Genomic DNA, 18,446 nt, shown 5'->3' on the forward strand with positions numbered 1-18,446 from the left:
AAATGGATATTAAGAATCATAATACAGACAAAAAGAAGCTTGTCAATAGCAAACAATTCAAGGCAGCTGTTTTTATAGCTATTTTGCTTGGAATCGTATTGACGGTTTTCCGATATTTTGAATTTGTGTCGAAAACGGTATATGAGGAAAGTGTGTCTCATCTGACAGAGATTTTTCATCAGTCTGATAATATGCTGCGGGAACTGACAGACAAGAATCTGACCTATCTTCATATCTGGGGAGAGAATCTGCAGAACATCTCTAATGAAGACAAAATTCGTGAATATATAGAGAAAGCACAGGAAGATGCCGGATTTTTAGAATTCTTTTTTCTGTCAGCTGACGGAAACTATAAGAAGGTAACAGGTGAAACAGGGTATCTTGGATTACAGGGGAATATGGAAGAGGAGCTCCGGCAGGGAAGTGATGTGATAACAAATGCAGCAGTTCCTGGAAAAGCCCAGCTGCTTGTTTTTGCAACTCCCAAGGTCTATGGAAGCTATCAGGGATTTGAATATGATGCGATTGCCATTGCCTATGAGAATTCTGATATCGTAAATGTACTGGACATCTCTGCTTTCGACGGAAATGCCCAGAGTTATGTGGTTCATCAGGATGGTCGTGTTGTGGTGGATCATTCTTCCGAGTCATGGGGGAGAGTGTATAATTTCTTCGCCGTTCTGAGAGAGCATTCGGAGATGCCTGAAAGAGAGATCAATGAGCTTTCGGAAAAGTTTAAAGAAGGGCGTAGCGATGCGGGAATGGTAAAGCTTGATGGAAGAAGCTACTATCTGGTCTATGAAAAATCAGATATTCAGGACTGGATGTTTCTGGGACTTGTTCAGGTGGATATTGTGAATGCCAGTATGAACAGTCTGCAGTATAGTACGATTCTTCTTGTAGGTGCAGTTGTGCTCTGTGCTGCCGCCTTTTTAATTAGCCTTATTGTGCAAAAAAACAGGAGAAATCTTAGGAAAAAGGATACGGAGATCCTGTACCGGGATGAATTGTTTCAAAAGCTGTCAATGAATGTAAATGATGTTTTTCTGATGCTGGATGCAAAAAGACAACAGGCAGATTATGTCAGCCCGAATGCGGAAAAATTGCTGGGTATTACAGTGGAACAAATCCGTAAAGATATTCGTGTTTTGGGAAAACTGCATCTCACAGAGTCACAAGATCCGGAAACGAATTATCTGGAAGAAATTCAGGTAAATGAACAGAAGGAATGGGATTGTGAATATGCTCATTTGAAAACAGGAGAACGACGCTGGTTTCATAATATTGCAATGGGCAGTGAGGTAAACGGGAAAAAGAAATTTATTCTGGTTATGTCGGATCGTACCTCTGACCGGAAAATGAATCAGGCACTTTCTGAGGCAGTCCGTGCTGCGGAGACTGCCAATCGTGCAAAGAGTACGTTCCTTTCCAATATGTCCCACGATATCCGGACACCCATGAATGCAATTATTGGCCTTACAACATTGGCTGTAAGCAACATTGACAATCAGAAAAAAGTCAGGGATTATCTAAGCAAGATCCTTTCGTCCAGTAACCATCTGCTCTCCCTGATCAATGATATATTGGATATGAGCCGTATCGAGAGTGGAAAGATTCATCTGGAAGAAATAGAGGTGAGCCTGTCGGAAGTGCTTCATGATCTGAAGACCATCGTCAGTGGGCAGATTCATGCGAAGCAGCTGGAGCTTTATATGGATGCAATGGATGTGACGAATGAGTACGTCTATTGTGATAAGACGCGTCTGAATCAGATGCTGTTGAATCTTTTGTCCAATGCCATTAAGTTTACGCCTGCAGGTGGAACCGTTTCTGTCCGGTTAAAGCAGTTCCCGGGAACGGTAAAAGGCAGTGAACTGTATGAGATCCGGGTAAAGGATAACGGAATCGGTATGAGCCCGGAATTTGTACAGAAGCTCTTTTCTCCTTTTGAGAGGGAACGGACTTCCACGGTCAGCAAGACTCAGGGTACAGGACTTGGCATGGCGATCACCAAGAACATTGTAAATATGATGGGTGGAACCATTGAGGTTCAGACAGAACAGGGCAAAGGTACCGAATTTATTGTCCGTCTGCCATTTCGGATTCAGACTGAGCATCACCGCATAGAGAAGATCGTAGAGCTGGAAGGTCTTAAGGCATTGGTGGTAGATGATGATTTTAATACCTGTGACAGTGTGACAAAGATGCTTGTCAAGATTGGAATGCGTTCAGAATGGACTCTTTCCGGTAAGGAGGCTGTTCTCCGGGCGCGGCAGTCTATGGAACTGGGGGATGCATTCCATGCGTATATCATTGACTGGCGTCTGCCGGATATGAACGGGATTGAAGTGACCCGCCAGATCCGCAGTCTGGGTGACCATACACCAATCATTATCCTGACGGCTTATGACTGGTCGGATATCGAAGTGGAGGCCAGAGCGGCAGGGGTTACAGCATTCTGTTCGAAACCTATGTTTATGTCAGATATCAGAGAGACCTTGATGATAGCTATCGGTCAGAGGCAGGCTGAGCAAGAGGATAATATTCTCCCGGCAGCAGGTTCAGATTTCAAGGGCAGATGTATATTGCTTGTGGAAGACAATGAACTGAACCGTGAAATTGCGGTAGAGCTCCTGAATGAATATGGCTTTCTGGTTGATACTGCCGAAAATGGAGCAGAGGCAGTAGAGAAAGTAAAAAAATCAAAACCAGGCGGTTATGATCTTGTGTTGATGGATGTGCAGATGCCTGTCATGAACGGGTATGAGGCCACAAAGCGGATTCGTGCCCTGGATGATCCGGCACAGGCGGGAATCACTATTCTTGCCATGACTGCCAATGCTTTTGATGAAGACAGGAAGGAAGCGCTGGAATACGGTATGAATGGATTTCTATCCAAGCCAATTGTTGTAGAGGAATTAATTGATGCATTGCAAAAAAATCTTTCATAGAGGGGATACAGGAAGCAATGGCAAAAGTAACGGAAGTATATGAGTTAACCATTTGAGAAATTAAGAAGGGATTGCATTAAGTAATGTGGCATGTTGCTAATTGACAAAATAGTATGTATGATTTGAATGTGGAGTAAATATGACCGAAAAACATAGTTATGAGATTATCGTCCTGGATCTGGACGGAACCTTAACAAACAGAGATAAGGTGATTACGCCAAAGACGAAGCAGCGTCTGATGGAGCTTCAGGAGCGCGGAAAGAAGATTGTTCTGGCGTCCGGGCGTCCGACGCCGGGAGTGCTGCCGCTTGCGAGAGAGCTGGAGCTGGCAAAATACGGCAGTTATATTCTGTCGTTTAATGGAGGCAGGATCACGAACTGCAAAACCGGCGAGATCATATTCAGCCGTTCCCTGCCGCAGGAGGCAAATCAGAAGATTATACGCTTGGCCGAGGAGGAACAGGTGGGGCTTTTGAGTTACGATGAGGCGGGGGCAAAGCTTCTGACGAACCAGAGTGACAGTCCCTATGCGAAGTTGGAAGCGCGGATCAACGGCATGGAGTTAGTACAGGTGGACGACATGGAAGCTGCGATCACGTATCCGGTACCGAAATACCTGATGATGGAGGATGGAGACTACCTGGCGATGGTCGAGCCGCGCGTCAAGGCGGCGATGGGGAAGAATTTCAGCGTTTACCGTTCGGAGCCGTTTTTCCTGGAGGTGCTTCCGAGGGGCATCGATAAAGCACAGTCGTTAGAGCGCCTTCTTTCTCACATCGGGCTTTCGCGTGAGCAGATGATTGCCTGTGGGGACGGCTACAACGACCTCACGATGATTCAGTATGCCGGATTAGGTGTAGCGATGGAGAATGCGGTGCTTCCGGTGCGGAAAGCTGCAGACTTTATTACCTATTCCAACAACGACGACGGTGTGGCTCATGTGGTGGAGAAGTTTATGCTGTAGAAGATTTGGCAGATTCGCATAAATGTATATTGCGTGAACAGATGAAAAATAAAATATTCATAAAAATAGGCAAGATACTAGACTTTAAAACTTTAATATGTTAATATAAGAAAAACGGAAAAATGAATATATTTTCGGAGTACATATTAAAAAGGGGTGCCTTGCATTATGAATAAAAAACTGAAAACCGAAGCTGTGGATCATCTGTTCCAGGCGATTCTGACACTGAAAAATACCGACGAATGCTATAGCTTTTTCGAGGATGTATGCACAGTTAATGAACTTTTATCATTTTCCCAGAGATATGAAGTAGCGAAGATGCTGCGCGAGAAGAAGACATATCTGGAGATCGCGGACAAGACCGGCGCATCGACAGCGACGATCAGCCGTGTCAACCGTTCTTTAAATTACGGAAGCGACGGATATGATATGGTATTTGCGCGTGTGAAAGAGCAGGAAGAGGCGGAGAAAACGGAAGCGTAAGACGAAGTAGGAATATACGCACGATAGATAAAGCGCGTACTTTCATAGGTGTAGCAAACCAACCTGCCAAAGATGGACAAATTTGGCTTGGGGTGGAATTGTCCCAGGAGCTGGCAGCTGGTTGAATGAAAGATAAAAAGAAATGAAAGAAAAAAGACATTGAAAGAATTTCCACAAGGGGAAGTGATTCCAGTGTCTTTTTTATCGTGTATGGTGCAATGGGTTGAAATTTTTGTTGTTTAGCCTATTTTTGAGTGTGGCGGTACAGCGGAAGTGCTGCCTATTTCTTCTTCTTCGGATTCACTGGCGTCTCCTGCCGGAGCTGTTCCGCCAGGATTTCAATCATCTGTTTTTTCAGATAGACATCAAACGCCAGCTCACTGATAAAGGCGAACAGCTGTAAATACTCGCGGTCTTCACAGTCATAGTCCTTGAATGTCTGGCTGGCGGCGTCAAATTTTGCCATGACGTCTTCCTGCAAGCGCTTGCGCTGCCCTTTTTCCAGCGAAAAGATTTCGTTGTAAAGCTCTTCTAATTCCGGGCTGGAACCATGGGAAAAGTGGTGCTCGCTGATGGGCGAGAAGAGCTGCTCAATATCCCGAAAGGATATCACATTTTTAAAATAATAAATCAGAATCAGCATCAGCAGATGATTCTTGGAGTAGCGTTTTTTGACGGGCGGCGGCAGCAGGTTATTTTTGGCATAGTTATTGATCATGGTTTTGGTCAGGATCTTATCCTCGCCCAGCCATTTGGAAGTGTTCAGGTGGCTGTCCATGAAGGTCGTGACCTGATCCATATATAAATCAATACCGGGAATCTCCGACGGATGCACCCGGGTCAGACTATCAACATAAGCCAGCAGATCCTGCAGGCGTTCTTCGTTCGATTTCATGTATGTACCTCGCTGCGTTGAAATTCGAAAGCTGCGAAACAGGGAGGCGATTTTGGCGCTTCCGCTGTCATGAACTCTCTATGTGATATTATATAGTTTTGAAAACCAGATAGCAAGGAGAAATTTAAAATCAATGAAAATTCCGTGACATCCAAGAGAAAATAGATTATACTAGAGCGTATTCGAACATACTTTTTGTCATTAAAAATAGATTATATAAGAGGATAGAAGGGAACGAAACATATATGAGCAAATACGACACACTTAACCCGATGCAGCGGGAGGCGGTTTTTCACACGGAGGGACCACTCCTGGTTCTGGCAGGCGCCGGTTCAGGAAAGACGCGCGTCCTGACACACCGGATTGCGTATTTAATCGAGGAAAAACGGGTGGAGCCGTGGAATATCATGGCGATCACATTTACCAATAAAGCGGCGGCGGAGATGCGCGAGCGTGTGGATAAGATTGTGGGGGAAGGCGCGGAGGCGATCTGGGTCAGCACGTTCCATTCGAGCTGCGTTCGGATTTTGCGCCGATTTATCGACCGTCTGGGATATGACTCGAATTTTACTATCTATGACGGCGACGACCAGAAAACGCTGATGAAGCAGGTGCTCAAGAAAATGCAGGCGGATCCGAAGCAGTTTAAGGAGCGGGCGGTGCTGTCACGGATTTCTGCGGCGAAAAATGACCGGATCACGGCGGATGAGTTTGAGCAGCAGGCGGGAGCGGACTTCCGGGAGAAAAAGATTGCTCAGATTTACCGGGAATACCAGAAAGAACTCAAGAAGAATAATGCTCTGGATTTTGACGATCTGCTGGTGAAAACGGTAGAACTTTTCGAGGCAAACGCGGATGTGCTGGAATATTATCAGGATAAATTCCGGTATATCATGGTGGACGAGTACCAGGACACGAACCTTGTACAGTTTAAGCTGGTCGATCTGCTGGCAAAGAAGTACAGAAATATCTGTGTGGTCGGTGATGATGATCAGTCGATCTACAAATTCCGCGGGGCAAATATCGAAAATATTTTAAGTTTTGAGAAAGCATTTCCGGGCGCACGCGTTATCAAGCTGGAGCAGAACTACCGTTCCACCCAGAGCATCCTGAACGCGGCAAATGAGGTGATCCGCCACAACCGCGGCAGAAAGGACAAGACGCTGTGGACGGCGAATGACGAGGGACCGAAGGTGCGCTTCCGTCAGTATGACACGGCATACGAGGAGGCAGACGCCATTATCTGTGATATTGAGCGTGAGAAAGAAGAGAAAAATGCGGAATATTCGGATTTTGCCGTGCTGTACCGTACCAATGCACAGTCGCGTCTTCTGGAGGAAAAATGTATTTATTACAGCATTCCGTACCGGCTGGTCGGTGGCGTCAATTTCTATCAGCGCAAGGAAATCAAGGATATTCTCTGCTATTTAAAGACGATTGCGAATGGGCGCGATGATCTGGCGGTTCAGCGTGTTATCAATGTGCCGAAGCGCGGCATCGGTGCGACCTCGATCGGAAAAGTGACGATCTATGCGTCTGCCAATGGCATGAGCTTTTATGATGCACTGCTGCGCGTGCGCGGCGTGCCGACGATCGGCAAGGCGGCGGATAAGATCGAGAAGTTTACGGAGCAGATCGAAAACTTCCGGTCGCGGCTTTCGGCCCTTTCGATCCCGGAACTTATCGAGGCGATTCTGGAAGAGACGGGATATAAGAAGGATCTGGAGGCGGAAGGCGAGATCGAGGGAGAAACACGTCTGCAGAACGTGGAAGAGCTGGTTAATAAGGCGACCGGCTATATGAGCACGGCGGAGGAACCGACGCTGGACGGATTTTTGGAGGAGGTTGCGCTGGTAGCGGATGTAGATAGCCTGGACGAATCCGAAAACAGGATTGTCCTGATGACTTTGCACGGCGCAAAAGGTCTGGAATTTCCGTATGTCTATTTAAGCGGCATGGAGGACGGGCTGTTTCCGAGCAGCATGTCCATCTTTTCGGATGATAAGGACGCCATCGAAGAAGAACGGCGTCTCTGCTATGTCGGAATCACCCGTGCGGAGAAAGAACTGACGCTGACGGCGGCGAGACAGCGCATGGTCAATGGAGAAACGCGGTTTGCGAAGGTCAGCCGCTTCATCGAGGAGATTCCGCCGCAGCTTCTGGACGAGGAAGATCAGCCGACCGTCTTTGAACGGGCTGCCGGTATGAGCCGGGGCGGACGCGGATTTGAAGATTCGGGGACTTCTGGCTGGACAACGGGCAGCTTTGGTGTATCTGGCGCGGGAGACGGCGATCGGGTGCGGATTGGCGGAATGTCTGGAAAACACCCTCTTTCAGAGAACGATGCCGCCTGGGAGCGCGGCGCAGCCCGGATGAGCGGCTGGGGCGGTGTGAATGGTTCCGGAAGTGCTGGTTCTGGCCGCACGCTGGATCCATATAAGAGCGCTTATAGTTCCAGCAGCCGTCCAGCCAGCCCGGCACCGTCATTTGGCAAGGCATTTACGGTCCAGAAGGCCGACCATCTTTCCTACGGCGAGGGCGACCGAGTCCGCCACCTCAAATTTGGCGAGGGAACGGTGCAGAAGATCGCGGACGGCGGCAAGGATTTTGAGGTGACGGTTAATTTTGACCGCGTGGGCGTGAAAAAAATGTTTGCTTCATTTGCAAAACTGGTGAAATGTTAGACCGTGCCGTATTGTTACTGTACACGTATGCGAAAACAGTAATGCCGTATTAAAACATTTTCGCCAGATCCAATAAAAAATATAGTAAAATCGGCTGAGAGATGGTATAATAAAATCAAGAATTGCGGATCAAAACGCGGGAAAGGATGTGGAGTGTATGAATAAATTTGATATGATGAGCAAAGATGCGCTCTCCAGAGTAGAAGAGATCATGAATGCAACCAAACTGAATGAATTCCTTCACAGAAAAGAAGAAGAGGAGAAACAGAAAAACTGTATTCTCTGGATTTTAGCCATTATCGGTATTGTAGCAGCAGTTGCAGCGATTGCATACGGCGTATATCGTTTCTTTACTCCAGATTATCTGGAAGATTTCGAGGACGACTTCGATGATGATTTCGACGACGATTTCTTCGAGGATGAGAGCGACGAGAAAGAAAAGAAAGACTGATTGTGATAATTTAGTCAATGAATCAGAATAAATACTGCGCGGAATCGGAAAATCGGTTTCACGCAGTATTTTTTATGCCATAGGAAAGTTTGTAGATAAGTTTGTATTTTTTATATCTTGGAAAAAGAAAAAAATTCCTGTATACTATAAAGATATGAATTAGAACCGCAGATGGAAATTAGCTGTGAGTTGAAGAAGCATTTGCAGTTGGTGATTATAGTGCGGTAAAAGCCACTGAGAGAAGGAGCTATATAGTTATCAATGAAAAAAGGTGAGATTTACGAAGGAACTGTAGAACGGATTGAGTTTCCAAATAAGGGCGTAGTTGTGATAGATGGAGAGAAAGCGATCGTCAAAAATGCGCTTCCGGGACAGAAGATCCGGTTCCGTATCAATAAAAAGCGCGGCGGTCGATGCGAGGGTATGCTTTTGGAGGTTGTCGAGCACTCAAAGTTAGAGACGGCAGAGGATGTATGTCCGCATTTTGGTATCTGCGGCGGATGTCTTTATCAGCCGATTCCGTATGAGGAACAGCTTGCGATCAAGGAAAAACAGGTTCGTTCCCTTCTGGATGCGGTATGTCCGGAATATGAGTTTGAGGGCATCTTAGGCAGCCCGCTGGTGCAGGGCTACCGGAATAAGATGGAGTTTTCCTTCGGTGATGAGGTCAAGGATGGTCCTATGTCGCTGGGAATGCACAAGCGCGGCAGTTTTTATGATGTGGTTACAACCGGCGAATGCCATATCGTGCATCCGGATTTTTGCAAGATTCTTGTCTGTACAAAAGAATATTTTGAGGAAAAGAAAGTTGGATTTTATAAAAAAATGCAGCATACCGGCTATTTGCGCCATCTTCTGGTGCGCCGTGCGATCAAGACAGGGGAGATTCTGGTCGATCTGATCACGACGACACAGACGGACACCTTTGAGGGAACCGAGGAAGCACTTTTACGGGGATGGACGGAGCGCCTGCAGGCACTTCCTATGGAGGGAAGCTTTGCGGGCATTCTGCATACTAAAAATGATACATTGGCGGATGCCGTAAAAGATGAGGGGACGGACATTCTGTTCGGACGCGAGCATTTTTACGAAGAGCTTTTAGGGCTGCGGTTCCAGATCTCGCCGTTTTCTTTTTTCCAGACGAACTCATTGGGCGCGGAGGTGCTGTACGAGAAAACGCGTGAGTATGTGGGTGAGACGAAGGGAAAAGTCGTATTTGACCTTTACAGCGGCACCGGCACGATCGCGCAGATCCTCGCACCGGTGGCGGAGAAAGTAGTCGGCGTGGAGATTGTCGGGGAAGCAGTCGAGGCAGCCCGTGAGAATGCGGCGCGCAACGGACTTGGCAACTGCGAATTTCTGGCGGGGGATGTCCTCAAGGTGGTGGACGAGCTGGAAGAAAAGCCGGATCTGATCGTTCTGGATCCGCCGCGCGACGGAATCCATCCGAAGGCGATCGGAAAGATTTTGAATTTTGGCGTCAGCCACATGGTTTATGTGTCCTGCAAACCAACCAGCCTTGCGAGGGATCTGGAACCGATCCAGGCGGCAGGATATCAGGTGGATAAGGTGTGCTGCGTGGATATGTTCCCGCATACTGCCAATTGTGAGACGGTGGTTTCATTGACGCGGAAGAAATAAGATCCCAAAATGGATGTGGGAAAAATGGATGAAACAAAAGAGAATGAAATAAAACCAGATACAGCAGATTGTCAGGTACAGGAGACAGCTGTGCAGCGCCGGAAGAGGGAGACTTTACTGCGCGAACAGACGCCGGATGCCCTGTGGGAAGCGATTCTTGCATTTGAGGGGGCAATATTTTACACGGCGAAAGGGCTGGAATATTCGTACACGATCCGGGGCAACGAGATGTTTGTCAGCCGGAAAGAAAAGTCGGTCACGCGTGCAAGCATCCTGGTGGCGTATAAAAAAGCGCAGGAGCTTGGCTGCGTGACCGGACCAAAGCAGCTGGGAGTGTTTGGGGCAAGCTATCTGTATCCGGTGTTCCTGAGGCTGGGGATTATCTGCGCCAGTGCTGGTTGATTTCCGCACCGAAAAACAGGATGCAGATGCAGGCGTACAGCCACAGCATCAGGATCACGACGGCGGTCAAGCTGCCGTACATATAAGAATAATTACTGAAATGGTTGAAGTAGATGGAAAATCCGTAGGAACATCCGATCCATCCGACGGTGGAAATCAGCGCACCGGGAAGCTGGAGACGGATATCCTGCCGTTCATAGGGCAGCCAGGTGTACAGCGCGACGAAAAAGAGCGTCAGCAGCGCTAGCGCAAGAAACGTCCGGAGACTAATCAGGCAGGAAACGAATCTGTCCAGCATCGGAAAGTAACGGAATAGCAGGCGCTGCAGGGAGGAACCGAACACCATCAGAACCAGGGAGAAAATGCACATCAGGAGAAAAACAATGGTATAGCCAGAGTTGATGATACGTCCTAAAAGGTAATTTCTGCGCTTGCGGCAGCCGATGATCCGGTTTAAGCCGCGCTCGATCCCAAGCATGCCGCGGGCAGCCGACCAGATGGTTGCCACGGTGGTAACCGAGAGCAGGGCGGCCGGGGATACAGTCTGGATGTCCTGGATTACCGATTCAATCAGCGGGTGGATGCTGGAGGGAAGAAGCTGTGTCATCACGTGCATCAGATCCTCCGGGCTGACGGCGGGGATGAGCTGGATCAGCGTCAGCAGAATCATGATAAAAGGTGCGGCAGAGAGAACGATAAAAAAAGAAGCCTGGGCGGCGTACACCGTGACTTCGTCTTTGATGAAATCGTTGTAAATCCGTTTACAGTTCAGGAGAAAAGAAAGCATGAAAAACCTCGCTTGATTTATGTTATTAAGAAAATATCCGTAACTGGCTCATTTCCCTTTGAAAAATGGCTGACGATAGGTGAATGTCATTTCAGTGTTGTTAAAAGTATATTATCATGAGGTCGAAAAAATAGCAACGGATTTGCCTGTCTTGACGAAAACACCGGTTTCCCGTATGATAACAGGATAGAAATGATTCGGGTCTGCAGGGCATAAGGATGGCAGTGATGCGGACAGCAGCAAAAATCAGCCGGCAGCCAATTGGAAAATGGGACATGGGAGGAAACAAAATGATCGCAATCACAGCATGTGCGGCGGCACTGGCAGCCGTGACAGTGGGGCTTTTGCTCCGCTCGGAATATGAAAAAAAACATTTTGTGACCGACCAGTATGAGATAGAGAGTCCGAAGCTGCCGGATGGCGCTGCGTTGCGCTGCGTATTTTTGTCGGATCTGCATGATAATGTGTATGGAACGGACAATGAGCCGCTGGTGGCGGCGATCCGCGCATTCAAGCCGGATGCGGTGCTGATCGGCGGCGATATGATGGTCTGTAAGGGAAAAGGTGATTTAACCGTCACGGTATCGCTTCTGGAAAAAATAACCTCGTTTGTGCCGGTTTACTATGCAAACGGAAATCATGAGGAGCGGATGAACCGGGAGCGGGATGTGTACGGAGATTTGTATGATCGGTTCCAGATGGAATTAAAACGTCTGGGGGTTCATTATTTATCGGATCGGAGCGAGGAGATCCATCCGTGGATCCGGGTGACTGGGTGCAATTTGCGGGAGATATATTATAAGCATCATTTCACGGTGCCGGAACTGCCGATGGAAGAGCTTTCGGAGCGGGTTGGAACTGCGGCAGAGAAGACGTGTTTTCATCAGATGAAAGAATCGTTGTCTCCTGACTTGGCGGAAAAGGAGCGAGAAGCCGGACATGAAATGTATGAGATATTATTATTTCATTCTCCCCTCTTTTTTGAGACCTGCCGGAAATGGGGCGCGGATCTGACGCTTTGCGGACATTTCCACGGCGGAACCATCCGGATCCCGGGGCTGGGAGGCGTGATGACGCCGCAGTACCAGTTTTTCCTGCCATGGTGCGCCGGACGGTTTGATGCGGACGGAAAGACGATGATCGTCAGCCGGGGGCTTGGGACACATTCGATCAATGTGCGGCTGAATGACCGGCCAGAGCTGGTTTGTGTGACGTTGCGGGGAAAACAATAGAGAGATTCTGGTTATTGTACACGGGTAGGCACTTTTGGAACCGAAAGTGCCGTAAGAAAACGTGGTGGCAGCAGGAATAACTCTTCGGCACGGGTGGATGTATACGGAATTTGGTATATGATTGTAGAAAAAGCTGGCTAAAAGAAGGAGTTCGGAAAGAATGGAAATTTCCTATAAATTAGATAATTTTGAAGGACCGTTGGACCTGCTGCTTCATCTGATTGAAAAGAATAAAGTAAGTATCTACGATATTCCGATCGTCCTGATTACGGAGCAGTATCTGGAATATGTTAATCAGATGGATCATGAGGATCTGGATGTGGTCAGCGATTTTCTGGTGATGGCGGCGACGCTTCTGGACATCAAATCGCGGATGCTCCTTCCGAAGGTGGAAAAAGAAGAGGAAGAAGACGAGGAAGATCCGCGCGCCGAGCTGGTGCGCCGGCTGTTGGAATATAAGATGTATAAATATATGGCGCAGGAGCTGGAAGAGCGGGAGCAGGAGGCAGAGCTTCTCTTTTTTAAGGAACCGACGATTCCCCGGGAGGTGGCGAAATATGAAGAACCGCTGGATCTGGACAAGCTTCTGGATGGTCTGACGCTGGCAAAGCTGCAGAAAGTGTTTGACGCGGTCATGAAGCGGAATGCCAATAAGCTTGACCCGGTGCGAAGCCGGTTCAGCACGATCCGCAGGGAACCGATCAGCCTGGAGCAGAAGGTAAGGTCGGTGCTTTCTTATGCGCGGGAACACCGTCATTTTAAATTCAGCGATGTGCTGGAGAGGGAATCCGATCGCCTGGAGATAGTCGTGGCGTTTCTGGCAGTGCTGGAGCTGATGAAGATGGGACGGATTCATCTGGTGCAGGAAAAATTGTTTGATGAGATGCAGCTCGATACGGTGGATGTGGATGAAACGGAAGACGAGGCAGAGCTGGAACTTTCGACGGAGGAAGGAGAAGAGTATGCCAGAATTAGATGAAAAACGCGAGGAAGCCATCGTGGAATCGGTTCTCTTTACAATGGGAAAATCGGTTGAGCTGCGCCAGCTTGCGGCGGCGCTCGGGACGGATACAGAGCGCGCGGAAGCGGCGGTCAGACGATTACAGAGCCGATATGAGGCAGAAAAGCGGGGCATGCAGATCACGCAGCTGGAGGACAGCTGGCAGATGGCGACCCGCGCGGAATATTATGAGAATCTGATCCGGGTGGCAGCGACGCCGAAGAAGCAGATTTTAACGGATGTTGTGCTTGAGACACTCTCGATCATTGCTTATAAACAGCCGATCACGAAGCTTGAGATTGAAAAGATCCGCGGGGTTAAATCGGATCACGCGGTCAATAAACTGATTGAGTACAATCTCGTTTACGAGGTAGGGCGTTTGGATGTGCCGGGACGTCCGGCATTGTTTGCGACGACGGAGGAATTTTTGCGCCGGTTTGGAGTCGGATCGACGAAAGAACTGCCGGAACCGGCACCGGGACGAATCGATGAGTTCCGCATGGAGGCGGAGGAAGAGCTGAAGTTTGAGGGGAAACTGCCGGAAGAGGCAGAGAAGGAAATGAAATATTAACGTTTTCTTAACAATATTCATTCAATTCTGACATTAACAGATTCTTAACATCATATTTCTGTATTTTCTTGTAACTTTTTGTAGCCAACGTGGAAAATGAGGTCAACACAAACAAACAAGCAGCTCTTTCAAATCGCTACATAAATGAAAGAAGCCAGCAAAACAAAAGGGGGAATTGTTTATGTTGACACTTGAGCTTGATATGTATCAGGCGTGTGCTCTTGGCGCACTGGTCTACTGTCTGGGAAGATTGCTTGTACAAAAGCTGCCCTTCCTGAGCAAGTATTGTATACCGGCTCCGGTTGCGGGCGGTGTCGTATTTGCATTCGCTCATCTGGCGTTGTATGCAACAGGAGTTCTGGAGCTTTCCTTTGATACAACCTTACAGAGCGTATTTATGACGATCTTCTTCTGCAGCGTCGGTTTTACCGCCTGCTTCCGTCTGTTAAAGAAGGGCGGCGTTCAGGTATTTATGTTCCTGGCGCTGGCAGTTGGTATCTGTATCGTGCAGGATGCAGTCGGCAGCGGTCTGGCAGCAGCGTTTGGTCTGAATCCGCTTCTCGGCTTATGTATGGGTTCTATGCCGTTAGTTGGAGGTCACGGAACGAGTGGTTCCTTCGGACCGCTTCTGGAGCAGGAATACGCAGTTGTAGGCGCAACTACAGTTGCCTTGGCATCCGCTACATATGGTCTGGTATCCGGCAGTATGATGGGTGGTCCTATCGCCCGTGCCCGTGTTGAGAAACACCATCTGAAATCAACCGCAGCCGAGGAAGGCAATGCAGTTGACGAAGTAGCATCGCCGATCGACGGTCAGAAATTCACCACCGCGGCTGTATTCCTTGCAGTTGCAATCGGTGTTGGTACCTTCATTTTCGCGTTCTTTAAGAGCATTGGTCTTACATTCCCGACTTACATCGGTGCGATGCTGGCAGCAGCCGCTATCCGTAATATCTGGGATGTACAGCACAAAGATCTTCCGATGGAAGAAGTTGACGCACTGGGCGGCCTGTCCCTGAACCTGTTCTTAGCGATGGCAATGATGAGCCTGAAGCTGTGGCAGTTAGCAGCTCTGGCGCTTCCGATGATTGTTATCCTGTTAGTTCAGACGGTTGTTATGTTCCTGTATGCAAACTTCCTTGTATTCAACATCATGGGCCGTGATTACGAGGCAGCTGCAATGACCACCGCATTCTGTGGTTTCGGTATGGGCGCAACCCCGAACGCAATGGCAAACATGAGAGCACTGGTAGAGCGTTATGGTCCGGCTCCGCGTGCATTCTTCATCGTACCGTTAGTAGGAAGCTTATTCGTAGACTTCTTTAACTCCATGGTACTGACTACTTTCATGAACCTCTTATAATTTGACGGCTGGTTCAGCAAAGTATCCATTTAAAATATTCTGATATTGAAGTAGCTCCAACCTATTTCCTTCCCGGCGGTTCTGGATTTCCAGGCCGCCGGGATTTTTCGCGCGCAACGAGCGAAAGTCCGTGCCTGCACGAATTAATACTTTCGGAAAACGCGCGTGTGTGGTATTATAGAGAAACTGGAAAGTTGAAAAATATTTTTCGGGGAGGTGCTTTGTGAAAAACAAACTTGCAAGGCAGCCATTACCGGATAAAATGTGACATAAGAAAGGATTTCATACAGATATGAACAGCATGAACATAAAGATCAAATATTTCACAGACGCCATTGACCGCCTCGCCTACATTGACGGCAAATCTGACTGGATCGACCTGCGTGCGGCGCGTGAGGTGGTGCTGAAAAAGGGTGATTTTGCCCTGATTCCGCTTGGCGTGGCGATGGAGCTGCCGAAGGGCTATGAGGCGCATGTAGTTCCGCGCAGCAGTACCTTTAAAAATTTCGGCATCATCCAGACCAATCATATGGGTGTGATCGATGAGAGCTACTGCGGGGACAACGATCAGTGGCATTTTCCGGCATATGCGCTGCGTGATACAGTGATCCATGTCAATGACCGCATCTGCCAGTTCCGCATCATGGAGCATCAGCCGAAGATCGTATTTGAGGAGACGGAGAAGCTTGACAATAAAGATCGCGGCGGGATCGGAAGTACGGGAAAGAATTAATAAAAAGGTTTGGTAAAAAATGAAGCAGATAAAGAGGTTAAAACGAGGAAAAGTAAGTCTTTTTCTGGCAGCAGCGGTGCTTTCACTGGGCATCCTTTCCGGCTGCGGCACTGAATCGAAGGAAGCGAAAGAAGCGCGTATGACCGGAATCGAGCAGTTAAATGCAGGTAATTATCAGGATGCGATTGATTCGTTTGGAAAAGCGCTGGATGAGAGCGATGGGATCGTCAATTCTTTTGAGCTGGATGTTTTAAAATACCGCGGCGAGGCAGAATACAAACTGGCGGATTATAAGGCGGCAGCGCAGACCTATGGAATTCTGGCGGAGGTAGACGGCGGAAAAGCGGAATACCTCTATTATAAAGCGGCATCGGAGGCAGCAGCCGGACAGGCGGAGGATGCCGAAAAGGATTTTGCGGCAGCGGAGGAAAAGGCGAAGAACAGCAAAAAGAGCAGCGCCACGGCTCCGGGTGTGAGTCTGGCGTTTACGGCGCTTGCGTCGGCGGCGCGGGATGCCGGGGATAGTGAACTCGCAGCCCAGTACTGCAATCAGGCGATCGAGCGCGGCGTGTCGGGACCGGAGATTTATAATCAGCTTGCGATCAGTGAGATGGAGGCTGGCGATTATGAGAGCGCGATGTCCCATTATGAGGAGGCGCTTTCGCTGGCGGACAATGAGACGGCGCTGGTAATCCGGCAGAATATTGCGGTTCTCTATGAGAAAGAGGGCGATTTTGCGAAGGCGCTGGAAAAGTTTAAGGAGTGCCAGGCAGCCGGTGCGGACACACCGGAGGTGCAGAAGGAAATCCGTTTTCTGGAAAGCCGGTAAATATTGGAGGTAATATGGCAGAATTGTTCGATATGAAAGAACTGGAGGAGCGCGTCATTCTGGTGGCGGTCAGCACCTCTGATGAAGATGATACGGAGGCGTCCCTGGATGAGCTGGAGGAACTGGCGGATACCGCCGGAGCGACGGCGATCGGGCGTCTGGTGCAGAACCGGGAGAAGATTCATCCAGGCACCTATCTGGGCAGTGGAAAGATCGGGGAACTGCGGGAGATGGTCTGGGAAATGGGCGCAACCGGCGTGATCTGCGACGATGAACTGTCCCCGGCACAGCTTCGCAATCTGGAATCGGCGCTGGATACGAAGGTAATGGACCGGACGATGGTCATTCTCGATATTTTCGCGGCGCATGCGACGACGAGCGAGGGAAAAATCCAGGTTGAGCTGGCACAGCTGCGTTACCGCGCAGCGCGCCTGGTCGGTCTGCGCAGTTCCCTGTCCCGTCTGGGCGGCGGTATCGGTACGAGAGGACCGGGTGAAAAGAAGCTGGAGATGGACCGCCGTCTGATTCATGAGCGGATCGGGCAGCTAAAGTCGGAACTGGAAGATGTCAAACGCCACCGCGAGGTGACGAGAAAACAGCGCGACCGGAAATATACGCTGTCGGCGGCGATCGTCGGCTACACGAATGCCGGTAAGTCAACGCTTTTAAACACCCTGACGGGTGCAGGAATCCTGGCACAGGATAAACTGTTTGCGACGCTGGATCCGACGACGCGTGGATTAAAGCTGGCGAGCGGACAGGAGATCCTGCTGACAGATACGGTCGGATTCATCCGCAAACTGCCGCACCATCTGATCGAGGCGTTCAAGAGTACGCTGGAGGAGGCACGTTATAGCGATATTGTCCTCCATGTGGTCGATGCGTCGAATCCGCAGATGGACACGCAGATGTATGTCGTATATGATACGTTGCGTCAGCTGGAGATCGGCGATAAGACGGTGGTAACAGTCTTTAACAAGATGGATCAGGTGGAGCAGCCGGAGACGCTGAAAGATCTGCATTCTGATTATCAGGTGCAGATTTCCGCGAAGACGGGCGCGGGGCTGGATGAGCTGAAGGATATTCTGGAAATGATTCTGCGAAACCGCAAGATTTATCTGGAAAAGGTATTTTCCTACCAGGAAGCCGGACGCATCCAGACGATCCGTAAATACGGTCAGCTTTTAAAAGAAGAGTACCGGGAAGATGGCATTTACGTGGAGGCATATGTGCCGACGGAGCTCTACGCAGGGCTGATGCGCTAACAGGCAGATGATAGGTTACTGTGTTACGTTCACGTATACGTGCCCAGTAACGGGATTTGCCGTGGCTTCGCATTTAAATACGGCAAATTCCTGCTGCCACCACGTTTTCTTACGGCACCTTTGAAATTCCCGGGAATTGACTTTTTATTTTAAATTTGTTAGAATGTAGCATATTTATGGCTGTACAGAATGCTG

16 protein-coding genes are annotated in these 18,446 nt (G+C 48.9%); 14 read left to right on the forward strand and 2 right to left on the reverse strand.

Annotated features, from left to right (window positions below; all coding sequences use genetic code 11):
* The first annotated feature begins 2 nt into the window (after positions 1 to 2).
* The 3 genes from DWZ76_RS08870 to DWZ76_RS08880 all read left to right on the forward strand — a co-directional run bounded on the left by DWZ76_RS08870 (position 3) and on the right by DWZ76_RS08880 (position 4,398).
* Positions 3 to 2,951 carry a response regulator gene (locus DWZ76_RS08870; RefSeq protein WP_118472461.1) on the forward strand — a complete coding sequence of 983 codons (2,949 nt, stop codon included), beginning with the start codon at positions 3 to 5 and terminating at the stop codon, positions 2,949 to 2,951.
* 139 nt (positions 2,952 to 3,090) lie between these two features.
* Positions 3,091 to 3,915, forward strand: a complete 825-nt coding sequence (locus tag DWZ76_RS08875; RefSeq protein WP_107001580.1) for a Cof-type HAD-IIB family hydrolase — start codon at positions 3,091 to 3,093, stop codon at positions 3,913 to 3,915.
* 168 nt (positions 3,916 to 4,083) lie between these two features.
* Positions 4,084 to 4,398 (forward strand): YerC/YecD family TrpR-related protein, encoded by a 315-nt coding sequence (locus tag DWZ76_RS08880; RefSeq protein WP_022359748.1) that lies wholly within the window; start codon positions 4,084 to 4,086, stop codon positions 4,396 to 4,398.
* A 280-nt stretch (positions 4,399 to 4,678) separates the two neighbouring features.
* On the opposite strand, the gene DWZ76_RS08885 is transcribed toward DWZ76_RS08880, so the two are convergent.
* Positions 4,679 to 5,293: a DUF1836 domain-containing protein gene (locus DWZ76_RS08885; protein WP_022359749.1), complete on the reverse strand. Its 615-nt coding sequence runs from the start codon at positions 5,291 to 5,293 to the stop codon at positions 4,679 to 4,681.
* Positions 5,294 to 5,538: 245 nt separating this feature from the next.
* Between DWZ76_RS08885 and DWZ76_RS08890 the strand changes: the two genes are divergently transcribed.
* The 4 genes from DWZ76_RS08890 to DWZ76_RS08905 all read left to right on the forward strand — a co-directional run bounded on the left by DWZ76_RS08890 (position 5,539) and on the right by DWZ76_RS08905 (position 10,471).
* On the forward strand, positions 5,539 to 7,977 hold the full coding sequence (locus tag DWZ76_RS08890; protein WP_118472462.1) for a UvrD-helicase domain-containing protein: 2,439 nt from the start codon (positions 5,539 to 5,541) through the stop codon (positions 7,975 to 7,977).
* A 157-nt stretch (positions 7,978 to 8,134) separates the two neighbouring features.
* Positions 8,135 to 8,428 (forward strand): hypothetical protein, encoded by a 294-nt coding sequence (locus tag DWZ76_RS08895; protein ID WP_022359751.1) that lies wholly within the window; start codon positions 8,135 to 8,137, stop codon positions 8,426 to 8,428.
* Positions 8,429 to 8,689: 261 nt separating this feature from the next.
* A complete protein-coding gene (rlmD, locus tag DWZ76_RS08900) occupies positions 8,690 to 10,069 on the forward strand; it encodes a 23S rRNA (uracil(1939)-C(5))-methyltransferase RlmD (protein ID WP_022359752.1) in 1,380 nt (459 codons plus the stop codon).
* Positions 10,070 to 10,093: 24 nt separating this feature from the next.
* On the forward strand, positions 10,094 to 10,471 hold the full coding sequence (locus tag DWZ76_RS08905) for a hypothetical protein (protein ID WP_107001672.1): 378 nt from the start codon (positions 10,094 to 10,096) through the stop codon (positions 10,469 to 10,471).
* Here DWZ76_RS08905 and DWZ76_RS08910 read toward each other — a convergent pair.
* A complete protein-coding gene (locus DWZ76_RS08910) occupies positions 10,449 to 11,258 on the reverse strand; it encodes a YihY/virulence factor BrkB family protein (RefSeq protein WP_107001577.1) in 810 nt (269 codons plus the stop codon). The genes DWZ76_RS08905 and DWZ76_RS08910 overlap by 23 nt on opposite strands.
* A 290-nt stretch (positions 11,259 to 11,548) precedes the next feature.
* On the opposite strand from DWZ76_RS08910, the gene DWZ76_RS08915 reads away from it, so the two are divergent.
* From DWZ76_RS08915 to hflX, 7 genes are all read left to right on the forward strand, one after another.
* Positions 11,549 to 12,490, forward strand: coding sequence for a metallophosphoesterase (locus tag DWZ76_RS08915; protein WP_118472500.1), 942 nt, complete (start codon positions 11,549 to 11,551; stop codon positions 12,488 to 12,490).
* Between the two features lie 160 nt (positions 12,491 to 12,650).
* Positions 12,651 to 13,469, forward strand: a complete 819-nt coding sequence (locus DWZ76_RS08920; RefSeq protein ID WP_117795115.1) for a segregation/condensation protein A — start codon at positions 12,651 to 12,653, stop codon at positions 13,467 to 13,469.
* Positions 13,453 to 14,061 carry an SMC-Scp complex subunit ScpB gene (gene scpB / locus DWZ76_RS08925; RefSeq protein ID WP_118467432.1) on the forward strand — a complete coding sequence of 203 codons (609 nt, stop codon included), beginning with the start codon at positions 13,453 to 13,455 and terminating at the stop codon, positions 14,059 to 14,061. Before DWZ76_RS08920 ends, scpB begins: the two co-directional genes overlap by 17 nt.
* 181 nt (positions 14,062 to 14,242) lie before the next feature.
* Positions 14,243 to 15,424, forward strand: coding sequence for a sodium/glutamate symporter (gltS, locus tag DWZ76_RS08930; RefSeq protein ID WP_107001574.1), 1,182 nt, complete (start codon positions 14,243 to 14,245; stop codon positions 15,422 to 15,424).
* A 301-nt stretch (positions 15,425 to 15,725) separates the two neighbouring features.
* Complete coding sequence (locus DWZ76_RS08935) at positions 15,726 to 16,157, forward strand: dUTP diphosphatase (protein ID WP_117795742.1); 432 nt, start codon at positions 15,726 to 15,728, stop codon at positions 16,155 to 16,157.
* 19 nt (positions 16,158 to 16,176) lie between these two features.
* Positions 16,177 to 16,986, forward strand: coding sequence for a tetratricopeptide repeat protein (locus DWZ76_RS08940; RefSeq protein ID WP_118472463.1), 810 nt, complete (start codon positions 16,177 to 16,179; stop codon positions 16,984 to 16,986).
* A gap of 14 nt (positions 16,987 to 17,000) precedes the next feature.
* Positions 17,001 to 18,251: a GTPase HflX gene (hflX, locus tag DWZ76_RS08945; RefSeq protein ID WP_118472464.1), complete on the forward strand. Its 1,251-nt coding sequence runs from the start codon at positions 17,001 to 17,003 to the stop codon at positions 18,249 to 18,251.
* The last annotated feature ends 195 nt before the right edge of the window (positions 18,252 to 18,446 follow it).

The sequence above is a fragment of the Clostridium sp. AF35-15 genome, assembly GCF_003477745.1.
GTDB classification, from domain to species: Bacteria; Bacillota; Clostridia; order Lachnospirales; family Lachnospiraceae; genus Otoolea; species Otoolea fessa.

Coding starts and splice junctions, on each gene's coding strand:
- scpB (WP_118467432.1), top strand. CDS start 13,453: ATGCCAGAATTAGATGAAAAACGCGAGGAAGCCATCGTGGAATCGGTT.
- DWZ76_RS08920 (WP_117795115.1), top strand. CDS start 12,651: ATGGAAATTTCCTATAAATTAGATAATTTTGAAGGACCGTTGGACCTG.
- DWZ76_RS08870 (WP_118472461.1), top strand. CDS start 3: ATGGATATTAAGAATCATAATACAGACAAAAAGAAGCTTGTCAATAGC.
- rlmD (WP_022359752.1), top strand. CDS start 8,690: ATGAAAAAAGGTGAGATTTACGAAGGAACTGTAGAACGGATTGAGTTT.
- DWZ76_RS08880 (WP_022359748.1), top strand. CDS start 4,084: ATGAATAAAAAACTGAAAACCGAAGCTGTGGATCATCTGTTCCAGGCG.
- DWZ76_RS08940 (WP_118472463.1), top strand. CDS start 16,177: ATGAAGCAGATAAAGAGGTTAAAACGAGGAAAAGTAAGTCTTTTTCTG.
- gltS (WP_107001574.1), top strand. CDS start 14,243: ATGTTGACACTTGAGCTTGATATGTATCAGGCGTGTGCTCTTGGCGCA.
- DWZ76_RS08915 (WP_118472500.1), top strand. CDS start 11,549: ATGATCGCAATCACAGCATGTGCGGCGGCACTGGCAGCCGTGACAGTG.
- DWZ76_RS08890 (WP_118472462.1), top strand. CDS start 5,539: ATGAGCAAATACGACACACTTAACCCGATGCAGCGGGAGGCGGTTTTT.
- DWZ76_RS08910 (WP_107001577.1), bottom strand. CDS start 11,258: ATGCTTTCTTTTCTCCTGAACTGTAAACGGATTTACAACGATTTCATC.
- DWZ76_RS08935 (WP_117795742.1), top strand. CDS start 15,726: ATGAACATAAAGATCAAATATTTCACAGACGCCATTGACCGCCTCGCC.
- DWZ76_RS08895 (WP_022359751.1), top strand. CDS start 8,135: ATGAATAAATTTGATATGATGAGCAAAGATGCGCTCTCCAGAGTAGAA.
- DWZ76_RS08875 (WP_107001580.1), top strand. CDS start 3,091: ATGACCGAAAAACATAGTTATGAGATTATCGTCCTGGATCTGGACGGA.
- hflX (WP_118472464.1), top strand. CDS start 17,001: ATGGCAGAATTGTTCGATATGAAAGAACTGGAGGAGCGCGTCATTCTG.
- DWZ76_RS08905 (WP_107001672.1), top strand. CDS start 10,094: ATGGATGAAACAAAAGAGAATGAAATAAAACCAGATACAGCAGATTGT.
- DWZ76_RS08885 (WP_022359749.1), bottom strand. CDS start 5,293: ATGAAATCGAACGAAGAACGCCTGCAGGATCTGCTGGCTTATGTTGAT.